Here is a 24,897-nt window from a genome sequence, read left to right as displayed (position 1 = left end):
TCCGCCGTAGTGGGCGCGATCCCCGGCTCGCTAGCGTGACGGGCATGCGACTCGGAGTGGTGAGCGGGATCCTCGCGGTGCTCCTGTCCGCTGCGGTGGCCCCGGCCGCCGCGGCGCCCACGGGAAGCGAACCGGTCTACGACTACGCGAAGGCGGTCCGCGAAACCGTCTGGGTCGACATCGGCCGCGACGGCGACGGCGACGGCCGCCCCGACCGCGTCGCCGCCGACATCGTGCGACCGGCCGAAGCCACCTCGGGCGTGCCGGTGATCATGGACGCCAGCCCGTACTACTCGTGCTGCGGACGCGGCAACGAAAGCGAGCTCAAGACCTACGACAGTGCCGGGAAACCGGTGAAGTTCCCGCTGTTCTACGACAACTACTTCGTGCCGCGCGGCTACGCCGTGGTGCAGGTCGACCTGGCCGGGACGAACCGCTCGGCCGGCTGCGCGGACGTCGGCGGCCCGTCGGACGTCGACTCGGCCCGCAAGGTGATCGACTGGCTGAACGGCCGCGCGGCCGGCTACAGCGCCAAGACCGGCGGCAGCGCGGTGGCCGCGAGCTGGACCAGCGGCAACGTCGGGATGATCGGCAAGTCCTACGACGGCACGATCGCCAACGGCGTCGCGGCGACCGGGGTCGCCGGGTTGAAGACTATCGTGCCGATCTCGGCCATCAGCTCCTGGTACGACTACTACCGCTCCGACGGCGCGACCTTCGGCTTCAACCCGGACGGGCTCGCGCGCACGGTCGAAGCGCGCAACAGCGGCCAGAACTGCTCGGCGCAGAACCAGGTCCTGGCTTCCGGCGCGACGGCGAACGGCGACTACGGGCCGCTGTGGGCGGCGCGGGACTACGTCACGAACGCGCGGAACGTGCGCGCCAGCGTGCTGCTGTCCCACGGCGTCAACGACCTGAACGTCAAGACCATCCACTTCGGACAGTGGTGGGACGCGCTGAACGTCGAGAAGAAGATCTGGCTGTCGCAGACCGGGCACGTCGACCCGTTCGACTACCGGCGCGCGGACTGGGTCGACCTGCTGCACCGGTGGTTCGACCACTACCTGCTCGGCGTCGACAACGGCGTCCAGAACGGCCCGCAGGCCAGCGTCGAACGGCAGCCGGACCAGTGGGCCGACCAGGCCCGCTACCCGGCGGCGAACGCGGTCGCGACGACGCTGCGCCCGCACCCCGGCGGCTCACTCGGCACCGCGGCGGCCGCCGGGACGGCGTCGTTCACCGACAACCCGAACGTCGGCGAAGACACCTGGGTGACCAGCCCGGGCAGCGCCGCGCTGACCTACTCGACCGGGGCCCTGACGTCCGACCTGCAGGTCTCGGGGACTTCGTCGATCACGGTGACGGCGACGCCGAGCACGTCGTCGGCCCGGCTCTCGGCCCTGCTGGTGGACCTGGGCGCGGCGACGATCCGCAACTTCGCCGGCAGCGGCGAGGGGATCAAGACCGGCATCACGGAGACCTGCTGGGGTTCGTCGACGTCCGGCGACGACGCTTGTTACCGCGTGGCGACGGCGGACGTGCAGAAGGTGAACTACACGATCATCAGCCGCGGCTGGGCGGACCTGGCCAACTACGCGTCCCTCTCGCAGGAACGCCCGTTGACCCCGGGGACGGCGTACACGATGACGTTCCGGCTGGCGTCGACCGACCACATCGTGCCGCGCGGCCACGCGCTGGCGCTGATCGTCGGCGGCACGGACGGCAGCTTCATCCGCGGGCCCGCCCAGCCGGGCCGGGTGACGCTGGACCTGGCCCGGACGTCGCTGTCGGTGCCGCTGCTGGGCATCCCGCCCGCGGCGACGACCCACCCGGCGGCCGCCGGCGGCGAGCACGTGCCGTCGGCGGGCCGGACCGGCCTGGGTTAGCCGTACTCGCGGGAGAGCACGTCGACGCGGCCGGAGGCGTGGTCGGCCCGCACGGTGTCCAGGCCCATCCCGTCGAGCTCGGTGATGGTGGCCGCGTGTTCCTTCGTGTTCAGCGCGAGCAGGCCCACCTGGGGGCGGTCCTCGTCCGGGAGCATGGCCGCCATCAGCCGGTCCGCCGACGCCGACGGCAGTTCCTCGTCGACCGCCATGTGCACCATCAGGTGTTCCACGCCGGTGTCGAGCCACCGCGCCTGCGAGACCCACACCGTGCGGACCGCCGGGAACTCCCGGATCCGCCCGGCCGCCGCGTCGCGCAACGCGACGGCCGCCGGGTGGCGGGACCAGGTCAGCTTCATCCGTTCGCCGGCGGCGTCGCGGCCGCGCTCCTGCAGCGCCCGCCGCAGCAGCGGGACCGGGACGCGGGCCCAGCCGCCCGCCGAGAACAGCGCCAGGACCTCCACACCCGTCTGCGCGGCGATGTCCAGCAGCCGCAGCACGTCGCACTGCACGGCGCCGTCGGCCGAGGGCAGCAGTTCCGCGCAGCACTCCTCGCTGACGTAGCCCGGCAGGGCGGGACTGCCGTCTTCGCTCCGCAGGAACACCACCGAGCCGTTCGCGGCCACCGGGACGTGCACGCCGTGATCGGCCAGGGCCGCGAGCAGGGCGTCGTGGTCCGAGGAGGAGCCGTCCAGCAGTTCGGCCAGGGCCGCGTTCGTGGTCACCGCGTCAGTTTGCCTCGACCGGGGCCGTCTTGGTGGCGGATTTCCGGTGCAGCGCGCGGGCGATCGGCTCCACCACCCGGGCCGCCGTCGGGCCGAGGATCGCCATCAGCAGCACGTACGCCGTGGCCAAGGCCGCCAGCTCGCCGGTCACCGCGCCCGCCGTCACCGCCAGGCCCGCGATGACGATCGAGAACTCGCCCCGGGCCACCAGCGCGGCCCCGGCCCGGGCCCGGCCCAGTTTCCCGATGCCCTGGCGGCGAGCCGCCCACCAGCCCGTGCCGACCTTGGTCAGGGTCGTCACGACCGCGAGCACCACGGCCCAGCCGAGGACCGGCGGGATCGAGGCCGGGTTCGTGTTGAGCCCGAAGACCACGAAGAACACCGCCGCGAACAGGTCCCGCAGCGGCTCCAGCAGGTGCGTCGCGTTCTCCGCCGTCGAGCCCGAGATCGCGATGCCGAGCAGGAACGCCCCGACCGCCGCCGACACCTGCATCGCCGAGGCCAGCCCGGCCACCAGCAGGGCCGCGCCGAGGACCTTGAGCAGGAACACCTCGCGGTCCGGGCTGTCCACCGCCGCGGAGACGTACCGGCCGAACTTCAGCGCCACCACCAGCACCACGGTGATCACCAGCAGCGAGATGCCGACGGCTTCCAGGCCGCCGAGCAGGGAGACGCCACCCAGCACCGCGGTGAGGATCGGCAGGTAGAGCGCCATCGCGAGGTCTTCGAACACGAGGATCGACAGCACCACCGGCGTCTCGCGGTTGCCGAGCCGGCCCAGGTCGCCGAGGACCTTCGCGACGATCCCGGACGACGAGATGTACGTGACGCCCGCCATCACCATCGCGCCGACCGGGCCCCAGCCCAGCAGCAGCGCGACGGCCGCGCCGGGGGCGGCGTTGAGGACGATGTCGAGCAGGCCGGCCGTCCACGAGCGGCGCAGCCCAGTGAACAGCTCGGCCGCGGAGTACTCGAGGCCGAGCAGGAGGAGCAGCAGCACGACGCCGATCTCGCCGGCCAGGTGCGTGAAGCCGCCGATGTCGGTCAGCGGGATGAGGCCACCGGAGCCGAAGCAGAGGCCGCCGAGCAGGTAGAGCGGGATGGGGGAGAGGCCGATCTTGCCGGCCAGGCGCCCGAGCACGCCCAGCCCGAAGAAGACCGCCCCCAGTTCGATCAGGGACAGCGCGGTGTGGTCCATCGGTCGCTCAGCCGTACTTGAGGATCTTGGCGGCGGCTTCGAGGCCCTCGCTCGTGCCGACCGCGACCAGCAGATCGCCCCCGGTGAGCGTGAAGTCCGGCGCCGGCGACGGGTGCACCTGCCCGGCCCGGGCCACCGCGACCACCGAGACGCCGGTGCGGGTGCGCATCGCGGTGTCGCCGAGCGTCCGGCCGTCGAACGGGCCGGACGGCTTGATCGGCAGCTGCCGGGTGCTGATCCCCGGCAGGTCGCGGTGCTCCTCCGTCAGCTGCGCGACCAGCTGCGGGGCGCCGAGCAGGTTGGCCAGTGCGCCCGCCTCGTCCGCGGTGAGCGGGATCGAGGCGGCGCAGGCATCGGGATCGTCCGATTTGGACACGATGAGTTCGATGTGGCCGTCCCGCTGCGTGACGACGCCGATGCGGCGGCCGGTTCGGGTGGCGAAGTCCTTGCGGACCCCGATGCCGGGCAGGGGAGTTACTTCGACGTTCACCCAGCCACCGTAACCCACGTGTCCGTTTCGCGACGTTCAGCCGAGCAGCAGGAGCAGGGCCGCGACGACCATCACGGCGGCGGTCACGCCGTGGACGCCGAAGGCGATGGCCTTCTTCCCGCGGTGGCGCAGGATGAGCAGCATGTCGAAGACCGGCCAGACGGCCGCGGTGAGCATCACCCAGCCGAGGGCGTGCGCGTCGCCGTAGATCATCAGGGCCAGCGGGATCAGGCCGGCTCCGATGTCGCGGCCGCCCTTGACGTTGAGGAAGGTCTCGGCGTTCTCGGGAACGTCGTTGAAGCCGAAGCCCGCGGCGATCTTCTTGGGCGCGAAGAGGTAGTTGAGGCCGATGTAGATGATCCCGAGCGCGACGATCGCGGTGAGGACGTAACCGGTGATGACCATGATGTTCCCTCCAGTGGTTTCTAGCATCGCTAGGATTGCTAGCAACGCTAATCTAGCGGCGCTAGTTTGTCTAGCAGTGCTAGCATGTGACGTATGACCCAGCGACAGCGGCGAGTGCGCGACCGGACCGAGCGAGCGCGGCGGATCGTCTCCGCGGCCCGCGAACTGGCCGAGGCGGAAGGCTGGGACGCGGTCACGACCCGGAAGCTCGCGGCGCTGATCGAGTACAGCCAGCCGGTGCTCTACAGCCACTTCCCGGGCGGCAAGGACGCGATCATGGCCGCGGCCGCGCTGGAGGGCTTCGCCGAGCTGGCCTCGGTGCTGGAGACCGCCCGCGCGGGCGGCCTGGCGGGGGTCGCGGAGGCGTACGTGACGTTCGCCGAGGCGAAGCCGGCGTTGTACGACGCCATGTTCACGCTGGCTTCGGAGCTCCCGTTCGCCCAGGACGACACCCCGGAGGTGATGAAGGCGAACTTCGCCGAGCTCCTGGCGGTCATCGAGCCGGTGGCCGGGAAGCAGAACGCCGGGCCGCTGACCGAGGTGTTCTGGAGCACCCTGCACGGCCTGGTGACGCTGGATCGCGGCCACCGACTGTCCCGGGCCCACCGTGACGAGCGCCTCAAGCTCGTGGTGGCGCGCTTCGGGGCGCGGGCCGACTGATCTCCTCCGCACCCCGACCGGCAGAATGGACACCGGACAGGACGGGACGAGAACGCGAGGAGAGTGCCGGTGACGGGAGCCCTACGTGGTGTGGTCGCGCTGGACGGCCCGTCGGGGACCGGGAAGACCACCGTCGCCCGCAAGCTCGCCCAGCGCCTCGGCGCCGGGTACCTCGACACCGGGGCGATGTACCGGATGGTCACCCTCGCCGTGCTGCGCGCCGGCGTCGACCCGGCCGACGCGGCCGCGGTCGCCGAGGTCGCGGACCGCGCCGAGTTCACCATCGGCACCAGCCCCGACCGGCCGGAGATCCGCCTGGCCGGCGACGACGTGGCCGCCCACATCCGCGGGCCCGAGGTCACCAAGGCGGTTTCGCCGGTCTCGGCCGTGCCGCACGTGCGTGAGCTGCTGGTCGCGCGGCAGCGGCGGATCATCGAGGACGTCGTCTCCCACCGCGGCGGGATCGTCGTCGAGGGCCGGGACATCGGCACGGTCGTCGCGCCGGACTCGCCGCTCAAGGTCTACCTGACCGCTTCGGCCGACGTCCGCGCGTCGCGCCGCAGCACCCAGGACACCGCGGCCGGGCGGCAGTCGTCGGTCGCCGACGCGCTGGCTTCGGTCGAGCGCCGCGATCGGCTCGACTCCACCCGTGCCGCCTCGCCGCTGCGCGCGGCCGACGACGCCGTGCACGTCGACACCTCGGAACTGTCGATCGACCAGGTGATCGTCGCCCTCAGCGAGCTGGCCAGCCACCGCGGCATCCTCGAAGGCTGCAACGCCGAGGTCGCGCGATGAAAGCTGACGGACTCCCCGAGGGATCCGTCGGCAGGCTCCACGACGCCGGGCGGGTCTTCGCCCGGTACTATCTGCGCTCGGCCTTCCGCATCCGGGTGCACGGCCGCGAGCGCGTCCCCGCCACCGGGCCGCTGCTCGTGATCGCCAACCACAGCTCCATGATCGAGCCGCAGCTGATCTTCGGAATGCTTCCGCGGCGTTCGGCGTTCCTGGTCAAAGCCGAGATGTTCGGCGGGATCGTCGGCAGGTTCCTGCTGGCGATCGGGCAGATCCCGCTCAAGCGCGGCGAGATCGACCGCAAGCCGCTGATGACCGCCGTCGGCGTCTTGAAGGACGGGGGAGTCGTCGGGATCTTCCCCGAGGGCACCCGCGGTGCCGGGGACGTCGGCGCGGCCGAACGCGGCGCGGCCTGGCTGGTCCGGGCCTCCGGCGCGACCGTGCTCCCGGTCGCGACGCGGGGCACGCTCAAGCCGGCCGACGGCAGGCGGCGGTTCCGGCCGCGGGTGGACATCCTCGTGGGCGAGCCGTTTTCGCCGAAGGTGGGGCCCGGGAAGACCGGGCTCGACCAGGGCACCGAAGAGCTGCGCGGTGAGCTCGCAGCGCTCGTGAAGACTTTGGACGACTGGCGTGCCGAACACGGATTCGGCGCGGTATAAGGGAAATTGGGTAGTAATGGAAGAGTTTGACGGCGTCGGCGAAGTCGACGGCACCTGGTCGGAAGAGACCGAGTTCGCCGCGCTCGACGCGCAGATCGAGGCGGCGGAAGCGGCCGAGGAGGCTGCGCTCGCGCAGCCGGTGCTCGCCGTCGTCGGCCGGCCCAACGTGGGCAAGTCGACGCTGGTCAACCGCATCCTCGGCCGGCGCGAAGCCGTCGTGCAGGACGTCCCCGGCGTGACTCGCGACCGCGTCGCCTACGACGCCTACTGGGGCGGGCGCAAGTTCACCCTGGTCGACACCGGCGGCTGGGAGCCGGACGCGACCGGGCTGCAGGCCTCCGTCGCCGCCCAGGCCGAGCTGGCCATGCAGACCGCGGACGCGGTGCTGCTGGTCATCGACGCCACCGTCGGCGCGACGGCGACCGACGAAGCCGTCTCGAAGGTGCTGCGCCGGTCGAAGAAGCCGGTGCTGCTGGCCGCGAACAAGGTCGACGACGACCGGCTGCTCGCCGACACCGCGTCGCTCTGGTCGCTCGGCCTCGGCGAGCCGCACCCGGTCAGCGCGCTGCACGGCCGCAGCTCCGGCGACCTGCTCGACGCGATCCTCAAGGCCCTGCCCGAGTCGCCGCGCGAGGGCGGCCCGGTGACGTCGGGTCCGCGGCGCGTCGCGCTGGTCGGGAAGCCGAACGTCGGCAAGTCGAGCCTGCTGAACAAGCTGTCGGGCGAGGAGCGCTCGGTCGTCGACTCGGTCGCCGGCACCACGGTCGACCCGGTCGACTCGCTGGTCGAGCTGGACGGCGAGACCTGGCGGTTCGTGGACACGGCGGGCCTGCGCAAGCGCGTCAACTTCGCCGCCGGCGCCGAGTACTACGCCTCGCTGCGCACCAAGACCGCGATCGACGCGGCCGAGGTCGCGATCGTGCTGCTGGACGCGGCCGAGCCGCTGTCGGAGCAGGACCTGCGGGTGCTGACCATGGTCGTCGAGGCCGGGCGCGCCTGCGTGCTGGCGTTCAACAAGTGGGACCTGGTCGACGAGGACCGCCGGCACGCGATGGTCCGCGAGCTCGACCGCGGCCTGGTCCGCGTGCCGTGGGCGGAGAAGGTCAACATCTCCGCGCTGACCGGCCGCTCGGTGCGCAAGCTGGCGCCGGCCCTGCGGACCGCGCTGAAGTCGTGGGACCAGCGGGTGCCGACCGGCCAGCTCAACGCGTGGCTGTCCGACCTGATCGCGGCCACCCCGCCGCCGGTCCGCTCGGGCAAGCAGCCGAAGGTCCTGTTCGCGACCCAGGCCGGCATCCGCCCGCCGACGCTGGTGCTGTTCACCACCGGCTTCCTCGAGGCGGGCTACCGCCGCTTCATCGAACGCAAGTTCCGTGAGCAGTTCGGCTTCACCGGCAGCCCCGTCCGGGTGAATGTCCGCGTCCGCGAAAAGAAGGCGAAGCCGAAGGTCGGCGGAAAAGCCGCCCGAACCCGGTGATTTCCTGACCCGTTTCGGTCGACACGCGTGACTGGAGGGTCGACACGCGTGATCAAAGGGTCGACACGGCAGCTGTCCGGCCGGACGCCGTGTCGACCTTCCAATCACGCGTGTCGCCCCTTCAGTCACGGTGGTTCGTCCGGTGCGGGGTGAGGTCCGACACTCCGTCGTGATCCTGTGGACACCTTTTCTTCATCCGCGGGTATGGTGAAAGGTCGTTGCGGGCGCCTCAATGGGAGAGCAAGCCCGGTTGAGGCTCCCGGAAGGTGAGTGGTGGGCTTGCGCGCCCATGGTTTGTCCCTGCACGTCTGCGTCACGGTCGAGGTGCACGCCCGATGACCGTCACGATCGAACCCGCCGAATCCGCCGAAGCGACCTTCGCCCCGGTCGCCGACCGGGCGCTCTTCTGGTCCGGCCTCGGTGCCGGTGAGCGCACCCTGCTCGACGTCCTCGCCGCCACGGCCGAGCGGCACCCGAACGCCGCCGCGATCGACGACGGCACCACCACCCTGACCTACCGCCGGCTCCTCGACGAGATCGACGCCTACGGGCGCCGCCTCAAGGGATACGGCGTCGGCCTCGGCGACCGCGTCGGCATCCGGATCTCCTCCGGCACCGCCGAGCTGTACATCGCCATCCTCGCCACCCTGTCCGTCGGCGCCGCCTACGTGCCGGTCGACGCGGACGACCCGGACGAGCGCGCCGAGCTGGTCTTCGAGGAAGCTCAGGTCGCCGCGGTCGCCACCGACGGCAAGATCAACGTTCACAGCACCCCGGGTGGCCGCGAAGGCCGTCCCGGTCCCGCCGACGACGCGTGGATCATCTTCACCTCCGGCTCCACCGGCAAGCCCAAGGGTGTGGCGGTCACCCACGCGAGTGCCGCCGCCTTCGTCGACGCCGAGGCCGAGCTCTTCCTCACCGACGAGCCGATCGGCCCCGGCGACCGCGTCCTGGCCGGCCTGAGCGTCGCCTTCGACGCCTCCTGCGAAGAGATGTGGCTGGCCTGGCGGCACGGCGCCTGCCTGGTCCCGGCGCCCCGCGCGCTGGTCCGCACCGGTGTCGACCTCGGCCCGTGGCTGGTCGCGCAGCGGATCACCGTCGTCTCGACCGTGCCGACGCTGGCCGCCCTGTGGCCCGCGGACGCGCTCGAGGACGTCCGCCTGCTCATCTTCGGCGGCGAGGCGTGCCCGCCGGAGCTGGCCGAACGCGTCGCCGTCGAAGGCCGCGAAGTCTGGAACACCTACGGCCCGACCGAGGCCACCGTCGTCGCCTGCGCCGCGCAGCTGACCGGCGAAGGCCCGGTCCGCATCGGCCTGCCGCTCGCCGGCTGGCAGCTCGCCGTCGTGAACGAAGAGGGTGAGCCGGTCGCCATGGGCGAGACCGGTGAGCTCGTCATCGGCGGCGTCGGCCTGGCCCGCTACCTCGACGCGGCCAAGGACGCCGAGAAGTTCGCGCCGCTGCCGTCCCTGGGCTGGCAGCGTGCGTACCGCTCCGGCGACATGGTCCGCGCCGAAGAGGAGGGCCTGCTGTTCCTCGGCCGGCTCGACGAGCAGGTCAAGCTCGGCGGCCGCCGCATCGAGCTGGGCGAGGTCGACGCCGCGCTGCAGGCCCTGCCGGGTGTGCAGGGCGCGGCCGCCGCGATCCGCCGCACCAAGGCCGGCAACCAGGTCCTCGTCGGGTACGTCGTCCCCGCCGGCGAGACCTTCGACCACGACCAGGCCGCCACGCGCCTGCGTGAGCACCTGCCCGCCGCGCTGGTCCCGCTGCTCGCCGTCGTCGACGACCTGCCGACCCGCACCTCCGGCAAGGTCGACCGCAACGCCCTCCCGTGGCCGCTGTCCACTGTGGAGGCTTCCGGGCTGACCCCGACCGAGACGTGGCTCGCCGAAGGCTGGGCCGAGATCCTCGGCGTGTCGGTCGACAGCCCGAAGGCGGACTTCTTCACCCACGGCGGCGGCAGCCTGACCGCCGCGCAGGTGGTCGCGCGCATCCGCACCCGGCACCCGCAGGTGTCGGTCGCCGACATCTACGCCCACCCCAAGCTGGGCGCGCTGGCCGCGATGCTGGACGCGCTGAGCGGCCAGGCCACCGAACGCCGGGACATCGCGCCGACGAAACGCCGTGCCGGGGTCATCCAGACGCTGCTGATGGTCCCGCTGATGGGCCTGGTCGGGCTGCGCTGGGCGACGCTGGCCGCCGCGCTGTCGAACGTCCTGTACCTGCTCGGGTTCGCCTGGGCGCCGACGCTCGGCTGGGCGTGGATCGGCCTGGCGTGGGTCGTGCTGTTCAGCCCCGCGGGCCGGATCGCCATCGCCGCGGGCGGCGCGCGCGTGCTGCTGTCGGGCGTGCAGCCCGGCACGTACCCGCGCGGCGGCAGTGTCCACTTGCGACTGTGGACGGCCGAGAAGCTGGCCGAGTTCTCCGGTGCCGACAGCGTCGCGGGCGCGTCCTGGATGACGACGTACGCGAAGGCGCTCGGCGCGCGGATCGGCAAGGACGTCGACCTGCACTCGCCGCCGCCGGTCACCGGCTTCCTCAAGCTGGGCCGCGGCGCCGCGATCGAGCCTGAGGTCGACCTCACCGGCCACTGGGTCGACGGCGACGTCGTGCACATCGGCAAGGTCCGCGTGGGCGCCGAAGCCCGCGTCGGCGCGCGCAGCACGCTGTTCCCCGGCGTCCGGATCGGCAAGGGCGCGGAGATCGCGGCCGGCTCGACCGTCCGCGGCGCCGTCCCGGCCGGGCAGCGCTGGGCCGGTTCGCCCGCGGCCCGCGTCGCCAAGGACGAGCGCGACGCGCTGAAGTGGCCGTCCAGCCGCCCGCCGCGCTCGTACTTCTGGGCCGCCGTCTACGGCGCGACCTCGCTGCTCCTCGGCTTCCTGCCCGGCATCGCCGCGCTCGCGGGCGTCGCCGTGCTCGGCTACGGCATCGCCGGTGCCCCGACACTGCTGGACGCCTTCACCCGCGCGATGATCTTCGTGCCGGTCGCGACCGTGGCCTACTTCGGCGCGTACATGCTGCTGGTGCTGATCGGCGTCCGGGCGCTGAGCATCGGCATGGTCGAGGGCTACCACCCGGTGCACGGCCGCGTCGCCTGGCAGGTCTGGGCCACCGAACGGCTGATGAGCATGGCCCGCGAAGGCCTGTTCCCGCTGTACGCCAGCCTGTTCACGCCGGTGTGGCTGCGGCTGCTCGGCGCGAAGGTCGGCCGCAACGTCGAGGCGTCGACCGTCCTCGCCCTGCCGAAGATGACCAAGGTCGACAGCGGCGCGTTCCTGGCCGACGACACCATGGTCGCCACCTACGAGCTCGGCCACGGCTGGCTGCACGTCGCCCCGGCCCGGATCGGCAAGCAGGCGTTCCTGGGCAACTCGGGGATGACCGCGCCAGGCCGCTCGGTGCCGAAGCGCGGCCTGGTCGGCGTCCTGTCCTCGACGCCGCTGAAGGCCAAGAAGGGCTCGTCGTACCTCGGCATGCCGCCGCTGCCGGTGCGCCGCGCGGTCGGCGAGGCCGACACCAGCCGCACCTACACCCCGGCGCTGCACCTCAAGGCCGCGCGGGCGCTGGTCGAGCTGTGCCGGATCGTCCCGGTCATGTGCGGGGTCGCGCTGACCGTCGTGGTCGCCTTCGGCCTGCTGTGGACGGCGTCGGCGTTCGGCTTCGGCGTCGCCGCGCTGCTGGCCGGGCCCGCCCTGCTGGCCGCCGGGATCGTCGCCGCGCTGACCGCGACGGTGATGAAGTGGCTGCTCGTCGGCAAGTTCCGCGAGATCGACCACCCGCTGTGGAGCTCCTTCGTCTGGCGCAACGAGCTGGCCGACACCTTCGTCGAGGCCCTCGCGGTGCCGTGGCTGATCGGCTCGGTCGGCGGCACCCCGCTACTGGCCGCGTGGCTGCGCACGATGGGCGTCAAGATCGGCCGCGGTGTCTGGCTGGAGACGTACTGGCTGCCCGAGGCCGACCTCGTCGAGCTGGGTGACGGCGCGACGATCAACCGCGGCTGCGTCGTCCAGACGCACCTGTTCCACGACCGGATCATGAGCATGTCCCGGGTGACCCTCGGCGAGGGCGCGACGCTCGGCCCGCACGGCATCGTGCTGCCGGGCGCGGGCATCGGCGCCCGCACCACGGTGGGCCCGGGCTCGCTGGTGACCCGCGGCGACGAGGTGCCCGCCGACACCCGCTGGCTGGGCAACCCGATCTCCGCCTGGCCGGGTAAGTAACGAATGCAGGACCGGGCGCGCCGGACTCACCCCTCCGTGCGAGCCTGGTTCCAGCACGCACGAAGAAAGGTTCGCCACGGGTGATTTCGAAGGCTCCCGCTCCCGGCGCGGACACCTCCGGCGACCCCTACCTGCCCGCGCACGGCAACGGCGGCTACCGGACCCGGCACTACGACCTGAACCTCGACTACAAGGTCGCGCCGAACCGGCTGTCGGCGTCCGCGGTGATCACCGCGGAGGCGACGCAGGCGCTGTCCCGCGTCAGCTTCGACTTCGGCGAGTTCCGGATCAACCGGGTCCTCGTCGACGGGAAGGCCGCGAAGTACCTCAAGCGCGGCGCGAAGCTGCACGTCAAGCCGGCGAGGTCGATCCCGGCGGGTACCGCGTTCACCGTCGAGGTCCACTACGTCGGCAACCCGCGGCCGGTGCGCAGCCGCTGGGGTGACGTCGGCTGGGACGAGCTGACCGACGGCGCGCTGGTGGCGAGCCAGCCGGTCGGGGCGCCGTCGTGGTTCCCGTGCAACGACCACCCGTCGGACAAGGCGAGCTACCGGGTGAGCGTGACGACGGCGTCGCCGTACCTGGTCGCGGTCACCGGCACCCTGGTCGAGCGGACGACGTTGGCGAGCACGACGAAGTGGGTCTACGAGCGGCGCGAGCCGACGGCGACCTACCTGATGAGCGTGCAGATCGGCCGGTACGACGAGGTCGAGCTGACCGGCCGCAACTGGTTCCCCCACTCGGGGGTCGGGCTGCGCCGGCTGAGCCTCGGCATCGGGCGCGCGACCGGCCAGGTGGAGTCGATCTTCGAGACGGTGCCGCAGCGGGCCGCCGTGCCCCCGCGGCTGCGCCGCGCGTTCGACCGCGACTTCGGGCGCCAGGGCCGGATGATGGAGTTCCTGCAGCGGCTGTTCGGCGCGTACCCGTTCGCCGAGTACGTCATCGTGATCACCGACGACGCCCTCGACGACCCGATCGAGGCCCAGGGCATGGCGATCTTCGGCGCCAACCACGTCGACGGCCGCCGCACCCACGAGCGGCTCGTGCTGCACGAGCTGGCCCACCAGTGGTTCGGCAACAGCCTGACGGTGGCCGACTGGCGCCACATCTGGCTGAACGAGGGCTTCGCGACGTACGCGGAGTGGCTGTGGTCGGAGGAGTCCGGCGGCCCGTCGGCGGCGGCGCTGGCCCGCGACTGGCACACGCGGATCAAGGTGAAGCCGGCGGACGTCCGCATCGCCGACCCGGGTGTGGCGCGGATGTTCGACGAGCGGGTGTACAAGCGCGGCGGGTTGACGCTGCACGCCCTGCGGGCGGAGATCGGGGATCCGGCGTTCTTCGCGTTGCTGAAGTCTTGGGCCGAGGAGCACCGGCACGGCCTGGTCACGACCGAGGCCTTCGTGGCCGCGGCGGAGACGCACGCGGGCCGCTCGCTGAGCGCGTTCTTCACCCGCTGGCTGTTCACGCCGGCGTTGCCGCCGCTGCCGGGAGCCTGAAGGGTCCCGCCGATCAGCGCCGGGTCGCGCTGACCACCCACACCGCGCCGGGAATGCGGACGCCTTCGGGGGTTTCGTACGCTTCGAGCCCTTCTCGCAGCTGTCCGCGCGTCCGTTCGACGACGTCCGGGGCGAGGCCGGCCAGGTTCACGCGCACCGGACCCTGGCCGAGGATGAACTCGGCCGCGTCGGCGGCGTCCCGCCCGTAGTCCATCGGTGCGGTGACCGGTTCGACCTCGACCTCGCCGAACCCGGCCGCTGCCAGCACCTCGCGGATCCGCCCCGGGTCGACCAGGGAGCCCATACCTCGTGATGCGGGCGACGGTGTGCGCAGCAGCGGCTTGAGCGCCGCGGTGGCGCGGGCGTAGTCGCTGTCGGGGCCGCCGCCCTGCGGGCCCAGGAACACCAGCCGGCCGCCGGGCCGCAGCGCCCGCCGGATGTTGGCGAACGCGGCCACCGGGTCGCCGAAGAACATCACCCCGCCCCGGCTGATCGCGACGTCGAAGCCGGCGTCGGGGAAGGGGTGGACCTGCGCGTCACCCTGGTCGAACCGGACGTTGCCGATGCCCGCGGCGGCCGCGTCGGCGCGGGCGCGTTCCAGCATCGGAGCCGAGAGGTCGACACCGGCGACGTGCCCGCGGGCGGCCCGCCGCGCCGCCAGCAGCGTGACGTGGCCCGTACCGCAGCCGACGTCGAGGACGTGGTCGTCCGGGGCGATCGCGGCGGTGCGGAAGAGGCTGTCGTTGAAGGCGCCGACCACGGCGTTGTACCGGGCGCGGTGGCGTGCCCAATGCACGCCTTCCCAGCCGTTCCAGGCTTCGGCGGCTTCGGCGTTGGCTACGGCGTGCATGAGCGCCTCCCGGGATCGACGTTACTAGAGTCAAGCTCTAGAGTTACACTCTAGCCATGGAACAGCGCAAGGACGGGCCGAAACGGACGCGCAACGCCACGCAGACCCGGGCGCGGATGCTGGCCGCGGCGCGCGAGCTGTTCGTGCGCCAGGGCTACGGCGCGACGACGCTCAAAGAGATCGCCGAACGGGCCGGCGTGGCCGTGCAGACGATCTATTTCACCTTCGGCAACAAGCGGGTCCTGCTCAAGGAACTGGTCGATGTGGCGATCGCCGGCGATGCCGAGCCGGTGGCGACGATGGACCGGCCGTGGTTCCGGGACGCACTCGCCGCGCCACTCGCCGAATCCCAGCTGCGGCTGCACGTCCGGGGCACGCGGGAGATCCTCGAGCGCGTCGCCTCGATCGTCGAGATGCTGCGCGCCGCCGCGGCGGCCGACCCGGCGCTCGCCGGGCAGTGGGACGACGGCGACCCGCGCTTCACGGTGCACCTCGAGGCCGCGCGGGCACTGGTCGCCAAGCCCGGTGCGCGCGCCGGGGTGACCGCCGAGCAGGCGGCCGACCTCCTGTTCGGGCTGCTCAGCCCGGAGCTCTACCAGGTGTTCGTCCGCGACCGCGGCTGGTCTCCCGACCGGTGGGAGAAGTGGGCGGGCGACACCCTGGTGGCCCAGCTCTGCCACCGGGACGGCGAGAACTGACCGTCATTCATCGGATGTATCTGCCGCTTTCCGAGTGAACTCCTCTGGCCTTTTGGGCACCTCTCTGTAAGTATGGCCGGACGCCGCCGCATGATCTCGCCGAAACGTAGTATGAATTCGGAGGATGCTTCATGGACTCTGTGTCCAGGCGGACGGTGCTCCGGTCGGCCTCGGTCCTCGCCGGGGCGGCGGCCTTCGGGGGTCTGTGGGCCCGCGCGGCCCCGCCCGCGCTCGCCGCCGGAGGGAACCCCCACCGGGACGTCGCCGAAGATGCGCGGATGATCTGGCGGCGGCTGCCGAAGAACTGGCAGGAAGGCCCCTTCCTCGCCAACGGCTACCTCGGCGTCCAGGTCTACGCCGGGAAGACGCCGCAGGTCCTCAAGTTCATGCTCAGCCACACCCAGGTGCAGGACCAGCGCATCCAGTGGGAAGCCGGGATCGGGCTCTCGCGGCTGCCCATCGGCTACCTCACGCTCACCCTGACCGGCGCGATCACCGCCGTCGACTGGACGCTCGACCTCTACAACGCCGAGCTCGGCGGCACCATCACCACCACGCAGGGCTCGATCGCGTTCTCCGCCGTCGTGCACAACGACCTGAGCGTGCTGCTCGTTTCGCTGACCCCGAGCGCGGGGGAGGCGAACGCCGCCTGGGCGTTCCAGCCCCTCGAATCCGCGACCACCCGGACCGTCCGCAAGCCACCCGAGTACGTCGCCAACCCGGCGCCCGAGCAGGCTGACGGCTACTGCGCCCAGCCCCTGCTCGCCGGCGGCGGGTACACCACGGCGTGGCAGGAACGCGCGATCGGCACGCGACGGCTGCTCGCCGCCGCCGTCGCCTACAGCTTCCCGGGCACGACACACACCGCGGACGCCCGCAACGCCGTCCGGAAAGCGCTTGCCGACCGGCCGGACGTCCTGCTCGCCCGCCACCGCCGCTGGTGGAACGACTACCACCGGCGCAGCTTCGTTTCGGTGCCCGACAAGCAGGTGCAGCGGTTCTACTGGATCCAGCTGTACAAGATCGCGGCCGCCACCCGCGCGGACGGCCCGGTCGTCTCCGAATGGGGGCCGTGGTTCCCCGAAGTCGGCAACAGCTGGACCGCCGTCTGGTGGAACCTCAACGTCCAGGTCACCTACCCGATCGTCAACAGCACCAACCACCCCGAGCTCGACGCCGTCACCGAGACGTTCCGGCGCGACCACGCCAACCTCGAGGTGTCCGTCCCGCCCGCGTACCGCGACGGCGACACCTACGCCCTCTCGCACCCCGGTGACTGGCGGCTGCGGCCCGGCGGCACGCGCTCGGTGGGCGTCCCCGGCACGACGTCCAAGACCGACCAGACCGGGAACCTGCTGTGGGGCCTGCACAACGTCTGGCTGGCCTACCGGCACCACATGGACAAGCGCGTGCTGCGAGACGTCCTGTACCCGACGCTGGCGAAGGCGCTGAACTTCTACCGCCACTTCCTGTTCACCGGCCCGGACGGGTCGCTGCACCTGCCGCTGACCCGGTCGCCGGAGTACGCCGACGCACCCGACTGCACCTACGACCTGTCGCTGATCCGGTGGGCGGCCCGCACCCTCGTCGACGCCGCGCGGATCCTGTGCCTGGACGAGCCGCGGGTGCCGATCTGGCGGGAAATCAGTGCGAAACTCGTGCCCTACCAAGAAGATCCCGCCACCGGCGTGCTGATCGGCGACGGTGTTCCGCTGGCTGCGTCGCACCGGCACTTCTCGCACCTGCTGTGGCTGTACCCGCTGCGGGAGAAGGTCTGGGAGACCCCGGGCGACCGGGACGTCATGACGCGGACCTTCGACCACTGGGCCGCCGACCAGTCCGCCTGGCACGGCTACAGCTACGCGGCCGCGTCGTCGATGAAGTCGGTGATGGACGCCCCCGAAGAAGCGTTGCGGTACCTGAAGTTCTTCCTGGACCGCAACATCGTGGCCGACACCGAGCTGACCGCGAACACGATGTACCGCGAGGGCTCCAACTTCGCCATCGAGAGCCCGATCATCGCCGCGCAGTCCGTTGTGGACATGGTGATGCAGGGATCCGGTGGGGTGCTCAAGGTCTTCCCGTCGGTGTCGGCGACCTGGCGCGACGCCTCGATCGCCGGGCTGCGCGCGGAAGGCGCGTTCCTGGTGGACGCCTCCCGTCGCGACGGCAAGACGGAATACGTCCGCGTGCACAGCGAAGCCGGCGAGCCCCTGGTGCTGCAGCACAGTGTGCTCGGCGACGTCGACGTCCGCGACGAGCACGGCAGGCGGCTGCCGTGGCGCCCGGCGGGCCCCGGGCGGATCGCGATCGGGCTGCGCCGCGGCGGCACCGCCGTCGTCACCCCGCGGGGCGGGCGGCCGGACTTCGCGCCCCGGGACGTCCCCGCGCTCGGCCCGGCGCCGGCGTGGGGCCTGCCGAGCTGAACTGTGTTTTCGACGAGGAGGTCGAATGGACATCACCCGCAGAACCGTGCTCGGCGGCGCGCTCGCCGGGCTGGCCGTCGCCGGCTTGGCCCCCGGAACCGCCGAGGCGGCACCCGGCACTGACGACTTCGGCTGGGCCGGGTTCCTGGGCACCGCCGACCTGTACTGGCGGCGGCTGCCCAAGACGTGGTACGAAGGCCCGTTCCTGGGCAACGGGTTCCTCGGGTCCGGCATCTACGCCGAGCCCGGGCAGAACGCGATCCGGTTCAACGTCCAGCACAGCCAGGTGCAGGACCACCGCCCGGAGTTCGGCTCGCTCTTCGGCCTGGCCCGGCTCCCGATCGGGTACTTCACCCTCGAACCGGTCGGCGCGATCACCGCGATCGACTGGCGGATGGACCTGTGGAACGCCGAACTGACCGGCGCGATCACGACGGCCGCGGGCAGCCTGAGCCTGCGCGCGATCGTCCACACCGGACAGTCCTTGCTCGCCGTCGAAATCCGGCCGTCCGCAGGGGAACGCGGGTTCAGGTGGGTGTTCCACCCGGCGGTGGCCGTCAGCCCCCGTGCCGACCCGGTGTGGAACAAGCCGCCGCCCGCCGGGTACACCGCGAACCCGCCGGTGCAGCTGTCGGCCGGCGGTGACGCGCAGCTGGCCGTCCAGCCGCTGCTGGCCGGCGGCGAGCACGTGACGGCCTGGCGCGAGGTCTCGCGCGGCGGCGCCCGGACGCTGTACACGTCGGTGGCCTGGTCACACCCCGAGAAGACGTCGGTGGCACGGGCGCTGGGCACGGTCCGCCGGGCGGGGGAGTTCGGCGCGCTGACCCAGGACCACCGGCGCTGGTGGCACGACTACTACCGGCGGAGCTTCCTGTCCATTCCGGACACCCGGTTGCAGAGCTTCTACTGGATCCAGCTGTACAAGGTCGCCTCGGCCGCCCGCCGCGAGGCGCCGGTGATGGCGACCTCCGGGCCGTGGCTGGAGAACACGCCGTGGCCGGCGACCTGGTGGAACCTCAACGTCCAGCTCGAGTACTGGCTGATCCACGGCTCGAACCACCTGGAGCTGGACGCCGTCAGCCACGCGCTGGACAAGTACCGCGCGAATCTGTCCAGCCAGGTCGCTTCGCCCTACCAGGCCGACTCTGCGGGCATCCCGCGGACGACCGACATGACGCTGCTCAACGGCGTCTCGAACACGACCAGCGGGTTCCCCGTCGGGATCCCGGGGCAGGACACGCCGACGCCGGAGGTCGGCAACCTGACCTGGGCCCTGCACAACGTGTGGCTGTCCTACCGGCACACGATGGACCGCGCACTGCTGCGGAACACGCTGTTCCCGTTGCTGCGCAAGGCGATCAACTACTACCTGCACTTCCTCGCGCCGGGGGCGGACGGGAAGCTGCACCTGCCGCCGACGTTCTCACCCGAGTACGGCGTCAACGCGCCCGACTGCAACTACGACCTGTCGCTGATCCGGTGGGGCTGCAAGACTCTGCTGCAGACGTCGCCCGGCGATCCGCTGGCGCCTCGCTGGCAGGACGTGCTCGCGAACCTCGTCGACTACCCCGCCGACGTCAACGGCTACATGATCGGTGCCGGGGTGCCGTTCGCGAAGTCGCACCGGCACTACTCGCACCTGCTGCAGATCTACCCCCTCTACGACGTCACCTGGGAGCAGCCGGAGCACCGGGCGATCATCGAGACGTCGCTGAACCACTGGGTCGGCTTCGAAGGCGCCCTGCAGGGCTACACCTTCACCGGGGCCGCGTCGATCTCGGCGCAGATGCTCCGCGGTGACCAGGCCGCGTTCTACCTCGGCGAACTGCAGCGGCGGTACATCCAGCCGAACACGATGTACAAGGAGTCCGGGCCGGTCATCGAGACGCCGCTCTCGGCGGCGAAGTCCCTGCAGGACATGCTGGTGCAGAGCTGGGGCGGCGTCGTCCGGCTGTTCCCGGCGGTGCCCGCGGCCTGGGGTGACGTCGCGCTGCGGGACTTCCGCACCGAAGGCGCGTTCCTGCTCAGCGCGTCCCGCGCCGGCGGGAAGACGCGCTGGCTGAAAGTGCACAGCGAGGCCGGGGCGCCGTGCGTGCTGCGGCCGGGCATCGACGGCGACCTCGCGGTGACCGACGCGCGCGGGCGGGCGCGCCGCTGGCGGCGGCTGGCCAACGGGGACGTCCAGGTGGACCTCGGCTGCGGTGAGGACGCGTTCGTGTACCGGAAGGGCGATCGGCCGGACTTCGGCGTCCGGCCGGTGGCGCCGGGCGGCCCGAGCGCGCCCTGGGGCCTGCCGTGAGCTGAGCCGGCTTCCCGGGTTCGGGCCCGGGAAGCCGGCTCGCACGGCAGAATGGTGCTCTCCGACGAGGGGAGCGTTGATGAGCCAGCCGGACGGCAGACCTGGCCGGTACCCGCCGTGGCAGCCGCCCGTGCCGCCGAAGCAGTCGTCGACGACGGCGATCGTGCTGGTCACCGGGTCGGTCGCGGTCGTCGTGGCGATGGTGCTGGCGTTTCTGGCCTGGGGTTCCCCGGGGTTCCTGCGCAAACCGGACGCGGAGGCCGACGGCGCCTTCCGGTCGCCGCCGACGTCGTCGAGCCCGGCGTCGATCCCGCCCGGCACCCTGGCCGGGATCCCCGGCGAGCGGGCGCCGATGCCGAAGCGGCCGAGGCCGCTGGCCGACCCGGTGACGTGCGCGTTCACCCCCGACCCGAGCTCACCGGCGCCGAAGAAGGTCGCGTTGCCGCCCGACGGCCCGACGCCGTCTACCGGAACGGCCGGCGTGCGGCTCGCGACGACGGCGGGGGACATCGGGCTGACGCTCGACCGGGCGCTGGCGCCGTGCACCGTGGTCAACTTCCTGAGCCTGGCCCGGCAGGGTTTCTACGACGGCACGTCGTGCCACCGGCTGTCGGTGATCAGCGGGCTGCAGATGCTCCAGTGCGGCGACCCCGCCGGCGACGGCACCGGCGGCCCGGGCTACACGATCCGCGACGAGGTGTTCCCCGAGCTGACGTACGGCCGCGGCATCCTCGCGATGGCGAAGACGACCGCCCCGGACTCCGGCGGCTCCCAGTTCTTCCTGGTCTTCGGCGAGACGAACATCCCACCGGAGTACACGGTCTTCGGCAGCATCGACGACCCGGGCCTGGCGACCCTCGACGCGATCGCCCGCCGCGGAATCGACCCGTCGAAACCCGGCATCGGCGACGGCAGCGGCCCCCCTGAGGTCCCAGTGGTCATCACCCACGTCACCGCCACCCCGTGACGGAACCGCCGACACGCGTGATTGGGAGGTCGACACGCGTGATTGGAGGGTCGACACGAGCTGCCGCGGCCGGTTCGCCGTGTCGACCCTCCAATCACGTGAGTTGACCCTCTGATCACGCGTGTCGGCCGTTCAGGCACGGTCCAGGAGGGACCGCAGGGCGGTAAGGAGGGTTGCGGCGGGGGTGGGGGAGAGGGTGACTTGGCGGAAAGCGACGTAGGCGTCGGGGCGGATGAGGAGGCAGCCGTCCTCGGCGATGCCGCTGAGGCGGGACCAGTCGCCGTAGGCGTCGCGGGCGGCCGGGTCGCCGATGCAGACCGTTCTCAGGTCCAGGCCCAGCTCGGCGCCCACCTTGGCCGCCGCGTCGCGCCACGGGGTGCCGGTCAGGCCGGTCAGGAGCGTCCAGCGGCCGCCTCCCACCAGGTCCAAAGTGGACACGCGGCGGCCGTGCGGCCCGACCAGCCACGCGTGCGGCAGCTTCGCCCCGGGCTCGGTGCTCGGCCGGTGGAACAGCTCGGGATCGCGCTCCGGAGGAGCCGGTACGCCGTCGGGCAGCACCGCCCCGGAGACGTACCGCTGGTCCAGTTCGACGCCGTGGGCGTTGAACTCGTAGTGCTTGAGCGCGATCGCCTGCTCCAGTTCACGCCGCTTCCGCGCCCCCTCGGCCGTCGGCGCGAGGCAGGTTTCCAGCCCGGCCGTGATGCCGTCGGCGTCGGTGTCGCCGTCGATGCCGAGGGCGGCGAAGATCGGCCCGAACTGGTCGCGGCTGAGGTTCGCGCGGTCGACGATCTGCTTGCCCACCGGCGCCCGTTCGGCCGAGTAGCTGTCCAGCAGCCCCTCGCCCGCCTCGCCGCGCAGCACCATCGCGAGCTTCCACGCCAGGTTGTACGAGTCCTGAATGGACGTGTTCGAGCCGAGCCCGTTCGACGGCGGGTGCCGGTGCACGGCGTCCCCGGCGCAGAACACCCGGCCGCTGCGGTACTCCGTCGCGTAGTTGTGGTTCACCGTCCACAGCGACGTCGACGTGATCTCGACGTCCAGCGCCGGATCCCCGACGAGGTCGCGCACCAGCCGCGTCGCTTCCGCGGCGTCCACCGACGGTGGCGGCTGGGCGATGTCGTACCCCCAGGTGAGCAGCCATTCGTTCCACGGCCGCACCATCCGGACCAGGCCCATCCCGATGCCGCCCAGGTGCGCGCCCGGCCGCATCACCCAGTACAGCACGCTCGGCCGGTGCGCCACGTACCGCGCGAGGTCGGCGGTGAACGTGATGTTCATGCTGCCCGCCTTGCCGGTCTGCCCGGCGATGGGCAGCCCGGCCTGCTCGGCGACGCGGCTGCGGGCGCCGTCCGCGCCGACGAGGTACTTGGCGCGCAACGTGAACTCGTCGCCGCGCACCCGGTCGCGGAACCGCGCGGTGACACCGGCATCGTCCTGGGCGAAGGACAGGAACTCCGTGTCCAGCCGCAGTTTCGCGCCGCGCGCGGCCGCTTCGCTCACCAGGATCGGCTCCAGGTACGTCTGCGGCAGGTCGATCATGTGGCACGGGCTGGCGGCCGCGTACTCCGACGCCGACCGGTCGCCGGTGCCCCAGCTGGCGATCCGGCCGATCTCCGGCCCGGTCAGCGACGTGCAGAGCACGGTGTCGCCCATCAGCTCCGGCGGGGTCCCGGCGGCGAGGGCCTTGTCCTCGACGCCGAGGTCGCGCAGCACCTCCATGGTCCGCTGGTTCGTGATGTGGGCGCGGGGCGTGTTCGCCGTCCAGCCGTACTTGGTGGCCAGCACGGTCGGCACGCCGTAGGTGGCCAGCAGCAGCGCCGCGGAGCCGCCGGCCGGGCCGCTGCCGACCACGATGACGTCGGTGTCGTAACTCATGCGCCGCTCCCTGAGATCCGGAAGGTGAAGTCGAGCCCGCCGGTGAAATCGACGATCAGGCCGTCCTTGACACCGAACACGGTGTCCGAGCCGAGGTAGTCGCCGCCGGCGACGAACAGCTGCGTGATCAGCGTCCGGTAGCCCGGCTTGGCGATCATGAAGTGCACGTGCGGCGCCCGGTAGGGGTGTCGCCCGACGGCGTCCAGCATCTGCCCGACCGGGCCGTCGGCGGGGATGGGGTACGCGCTCGGCACGATCGTCCGGAAGCGCAGCCGCCCGTCGGCGTCGGTGCGGAAGCGGGCGCGCAGCACCGGACCGTCCACTTCGGGCAGCTGGACGTCGTAGAAGCCGTCCTCATTGGACTGCCAGACGTCCACGACCGCGTCCGCGACCGGCCGGTCGCCGGTGTCCACCACCCGGATGTCCACCGGCAGCGGAGTTCCGGGCAGACCTTCCGCGAGATCGGCGCCCTGCGGGGTTTCCGGCGGGCCGTCGACGTAGAACGGCCCGAGGACGGCCGACGGGGTCGTGTCCGGCGTCCGCGAATTGGTCAGGACGTCGACGACGCTCGACACGCCGAGAGTGTCCGACAGCAGGATGAACTCCTGCCGCGTGTCGGTGGTGATGTGCCCGGCGCGGGTCAGGAAATCGATTGCGTACTCCCACTCGGCCTGCGTGAGATCGGTGCGGATCACGTAGCCGTGCAGGGTCTCGACGAGGTCGGCCAGCAGGAACCGCACCCGCTCCGGTGCCCCGGCGAAGCTGTCGACGACCTGCTTGGTGAGCGCCGTCAGGCTCGGGCGCGCGGCCGGGCGGGTGCCGTGCAACGCGGCGCGCAGCAAGTCCGGCTCGCCGTCGAGGTCGGCTTCGGTGAGGCCCAGCTCGGCCAGCGAATGCGGGACCGGGAGCGACGCGGCCAGCTCGAACACCTCCGAAGCGTCGTCGAGACCCTGGTGCGCCATGACGTACGGGAGGAGGACGGCGTGGGTTTCGGCGTGCGGCAGGCCGAACTTGCCGCCGAGGTGGTGGCAGAGCCGGTGGTGCAGGCCCATCTGCACGGCGTCGAGGCACGTGCCCGCGAGCCAGGCGCCGCGCAGGGCGTCGGTGCGGGCGTCCACATCGGACGGATCCGCCGCGATCCGCGGCAGGGCACTCGTGAGCAGCCTGATCGCTTCGGCGGCGAGCAGGTCGGTCATCGGGTTGGCGTCCGGGGCGTAGCGCGCTTCGACGGCGTGGGCGAGCGCGTTCAGCCCGCTCGCCGCCGACACGGGGACCGGTAACGAGAGCGTGAGCGACACGTCGTAGAGGACCGTCTCGGGCCGGACCGCCGGGTTCCGCCGGGTGGTTTTGCGGCCGTCGGCCGTCTCGCCGAGGACGGACGTCAGTTCGGAACCCGCGTACGTCGTCGGGACGATCAGCTGCGGCAGGCCCGTCCGCAGGGCAAGCGCCTTCGTCAGCCCGGTCGCCGAGCCGCCGCCGATCGCGACGACGCCGTCGGCGTCGTGCTCGGCGACGACCTTGAGCGCGCGCTCGGTGACGTCGGCGGGCGTGTGCATGGCGGCGTCTTCGAACCGTGCCGCCAGCCGGTCGCCGAGTGCGGCCGCGGCCCGGTCGCCGTGGCGCGGGCGGCCGATCAGCAGGACGCGGCCGAGCCCGAGGCGGTCAGCCTCCGCACCCAGCGTGTCGAGCGAGCCGAAGACCACCCGGACGGGGTTCGCGGCGTAGCTGAACGAGGTCATGGCAGGCAGTATCGAGCCGCAGAACCAGCCCGGTCCTGCAC

Annotated in this window: 18 protein-coding genes; 11 read left to right on the top strand and 7 right to left on the bottom strand. The window is 72.1% G+C overall.

Translation table 11 applies throughout. The features are described from left to right. Positions 1 to 44 precede the first annotated feature (44 nt). Entirely contained in the window at positions 45 to 1,886 is a 1,842-nt protein-coding gene (locus tag AB0J55_RS29575; RefSeq protein WP_364255511.1) for a Xaa-Pro dipeptidyl-peptidase, read from the top strand. Here the strand turns inward: AB0J55_RS29575 and AB0J55_RS29570 are convergent. The 4 genes from AB0J55_RS29570 to AB0J55_RS29555 are packed head-to-tail and all read right to left on the bottom strand — an operon-like array spanning position 1,883 to position 4,701. Then, the gene (locus AB0J55_RS29570; protein ID WP_364255508.1) at positions 1,883 to 2,608 is read right to left on the bottom strand and encodes a hypothetical protein; all 726 of its coding nucleotides are present in this window, start codon (positions 2,606 to 2,608) and stop codon (positions 1,883 to 1,885) included. The genes AB0J55_RS29575 and AB0J55_RS29570 overlap by 4 nt on opposite strands. Positions 2,609 to 2,612: 4 nt before the next feature. Further along, positions 2,613 to 3,806: a cation:proton antiporter gene (locus AB0J55_RS29565; protein ID WP_364255505.1), complete on the bottom strand. Its 1,194-nt coding sequence runs from the start codon at positions 3,804 to 3,806 to the stop codon at positions 2,613 to 2,615. Positions 3,807 to 3,813: 7 nt separating this feature from the next. Further along, on the bottom strand, positions 3,814 to 4,296 hold the full coding sequence (locus AB0J55_RS29560) for a cation:proton antiporter regulatory subunit (RefSeq protein ID WP_364255502.1): 483 nt from the start codon (positions 4,294 to 4,296) through the stop codon (positions 3,814 to 3,816). A gap of 36 nt (positions 4,297 to 4,332) precedes the next feature. Continuing rightward, positions 4,333 to 4,701: a DUF4267 domain-containing protein gene (locus AB0J55_RS29555; protein ID WP_364255499.1), complete on the bottom strand. Its 369-nt coding sequence runs from the start codon at positions 4,699 to 4,701 to the stop codon at positions 4,333 to 4,335. Positions 4,702 to 4,794: 93 nt separating this feature from the next. Between AB0J55_RS29555 and AB0J55_RS29550 the strand changes: the two genes are divergently transcribed. The 6 genes from AB0J55_RS29550 (at position 4,795) to AB0J55_RS29525 (ending at position 14,002) form a co-directional block, all read left to right on the top strand. Beyond that, positions 4,795 to 5,361: a TetR/AcrR family transcriptional regulator gene (locus AB0J55_RS29550; RefSeq protein WP_364255496.1), complete on the top strand. Its 567-nt coding sequence runs from the start codon at positions 4,795 to 4,797 to the stop codon at positions 5,359 to 5,361. A 90-nt stretch (positions 5,362 to 5,451) separates the two neighbouring features. Beyond that, on the top strand, positions 5,452 to 6,156 hold the full coding sequence (cmk, locus tag AB0J55_RS29545) for a (d)CMP kinase (RefSeq protein WP_364255579.1): 705 nt from the start codon (positions 5,452 to 5,454) through the stop codon (positions 6,154 to 6,156). After that, positions 6,153 to 6,812, top strand: coding sequence for a lysophospholipid acyltransferase family protein (locus AB0J55_RS29540; protein ID WP_364255493.1), 660 nt, complete (start codon positions 6,153 to 6,155; stop codon positions 6,810 to 6,812). The genes cmk and AB0J55_RS29540 overlap by 4 nt, the downstream gene beginning before the upstream one ends. 16 nt (positions 6,813 to 6,828) lie before the next feature. Next, on the top strand, positions 6,829 to 8,289 hold the full coding sequence (der, locus tag AB0J55_RS29535; protein WP_364255490.1) for a ribosome biogenesis GTPase Der: 1,461 nt from the start codon (positions 6,829 to 6,831) through the stop codon (positions 8,287 to 8,289). A gap of 335 nt (positions 8,290 to 8,624) precedes the next feature. Beyond that, positions 8,625 to 12,506 carry a Pls/PosA family non-ribosomal peptide synthetase gene (locus tag AB0J55_RS29530; RefSeq protein WP_364255487.1) on the top strand — a complete coding sequence of 1,294 codons (3,882 nt, stop codon included), beginning with the start codon at positions 8,625 to 8,627 and terminating at the stop codon, positions 12,504 to 12,506. An 80-nt stretch (positions 12,507 to 12,586) separates the two neighbouring features. Then, a complete protein-coding gene (locus AB0J55_RS29525) occupies positions 12,587 to 14,002 on the top strand; it encodes a M1 family metallopeptidase (RefSeq protein WP_364255484.1) in 1,416 nt (471 codons plus the stop codon). A gap of 13 nt (positions 14,003 to 14,015) precedes the next feature. Here AB0J55_RS29525 and AB0J55_RS29520 read toward each other — a convergent pair whose 3' ends face one another. Beyond that, positions 14,016 to 14,852 (bottom strand): class I SAM-dependent methyltransferase, encoded by an 837-nt coding sequence (locus AB0J55_RS29520; protein WP_364255481.1) that lies wholly within the window; start codon positions 14,850 to 14,852, stop codon positions 14,016 to 14,018. Between the two features lie 56 nt (positions 14,853 to 14,908). Between AB0J55_RS29520 and AB0J55_RS29515 the strand changes: the two genes are divergently transcribed. The 4 genes from AB0J55_RS29515 (at position 14,909) to AB0J55_RS29500 (ending at position 21,242) form a co-directional block, all read left to right on the top strand. Continuing rightward, positions 14,909 to 15,550 carry a helix-turn-helix domain-containing protein gene (locus AB0J55_RS29515; RefSeq protein WP_364255478.1) on the top strand — a complete coding sequence of 214 codons (642 nt, stop codon included), beginning with the start codon at positions 14,909 to 14,911 and terminating at the stop codon, positions 15,548 to 15,550. 131 nt (positions 15,551 to 15,681) lie between these two features. After that, the gene (locus AB0J55_RS29510; RefSeq protein ID WP_364255475.1) at positions 15,682 to 17,976 is read left to right on the top strand and encodes a glycoside hydrolase family 95-like protein; all 2,295 of its coding nucleotides are present in this window, start codon (positions 15,682 to 15,684) and stop codon (positions 17,974 to 17,976) included. Between the two features lie 25 nt (positions 17,977 to 18,001). Continuing rightward, positions 18,002 to 20,275 carry a Tat pathway signal sequence domain protein gene (locus AB0J55_RS29505; RefSeq protein WP_364255472.1) on the top strand — a complete coding sequence of 758 codons (2,274 nt, stop codon included), beginning with the start codon at positions 18,002 to 18,004 and terminating at the stop codon, positions 20,273 to 20,275. Positions 20,276 to 20,354: 79 nt separating this feature from the next. After that, a complete protein-coding gene (locus tag AB0J55_RS29500; protein ID WP_364255469.1) occupies positions 20,355 to 21,242 on the top strand; it encodes a peptidylprolyl isomerase in 888 nt (295 codons plus the stop codon). A gap of 132 nt (positions 21,243 to 21,374) precedes the next feature. On the opposite strand, the gene AB0J55_RS29495 is transcribed toward AB0J55_RS29500, so the two are convergent. After that, a complete protein-coding gene (locus AB0J55_RS29495; RefSeq protein ID WP_364255466.1) occupies positions 21,375 to 23,117 on the bottom strand; it encodes an FAD-dependent monooxygenase in 1,743 nt (580 codons plus the stop codon). Next, the gene (locus tag AB0J55_RS29490) at positions 23,114 to 24,856 is read right to left on the bottom strand and encodes a maleylacetate reductase and hydroxyquinol 1,2-dioxygenase domain-containing protein (RefSeq protein WP_364255463.1); all 1,743 of its coding nucleotides are present in this window, start codon (positions 24,854 to 24,856) and stop codon (positions 23,114 to 23,116) included. Before AB0J55_RS29490 ends, AB0J55_RS29495 begins: the two co-directional genes overlap by 4 nt. Between the last annotated feature and the right edge of the window lie 41 nt (positions 24,857 to 24,897).

Source organism: Amycolatopsis sp. NPDC049688, from assembly GCF_040674975.1.
Lineage (GTDB): Bacteria > Actinomycetota > Actinomycetes > Mycobacteriales > Pseudonocardiaceae > Amycolatopsis.
Note: the sequence above shows the minus strand (reverse complement) of the source record. Positions and strands in the feature narration are given on the sequence as shown.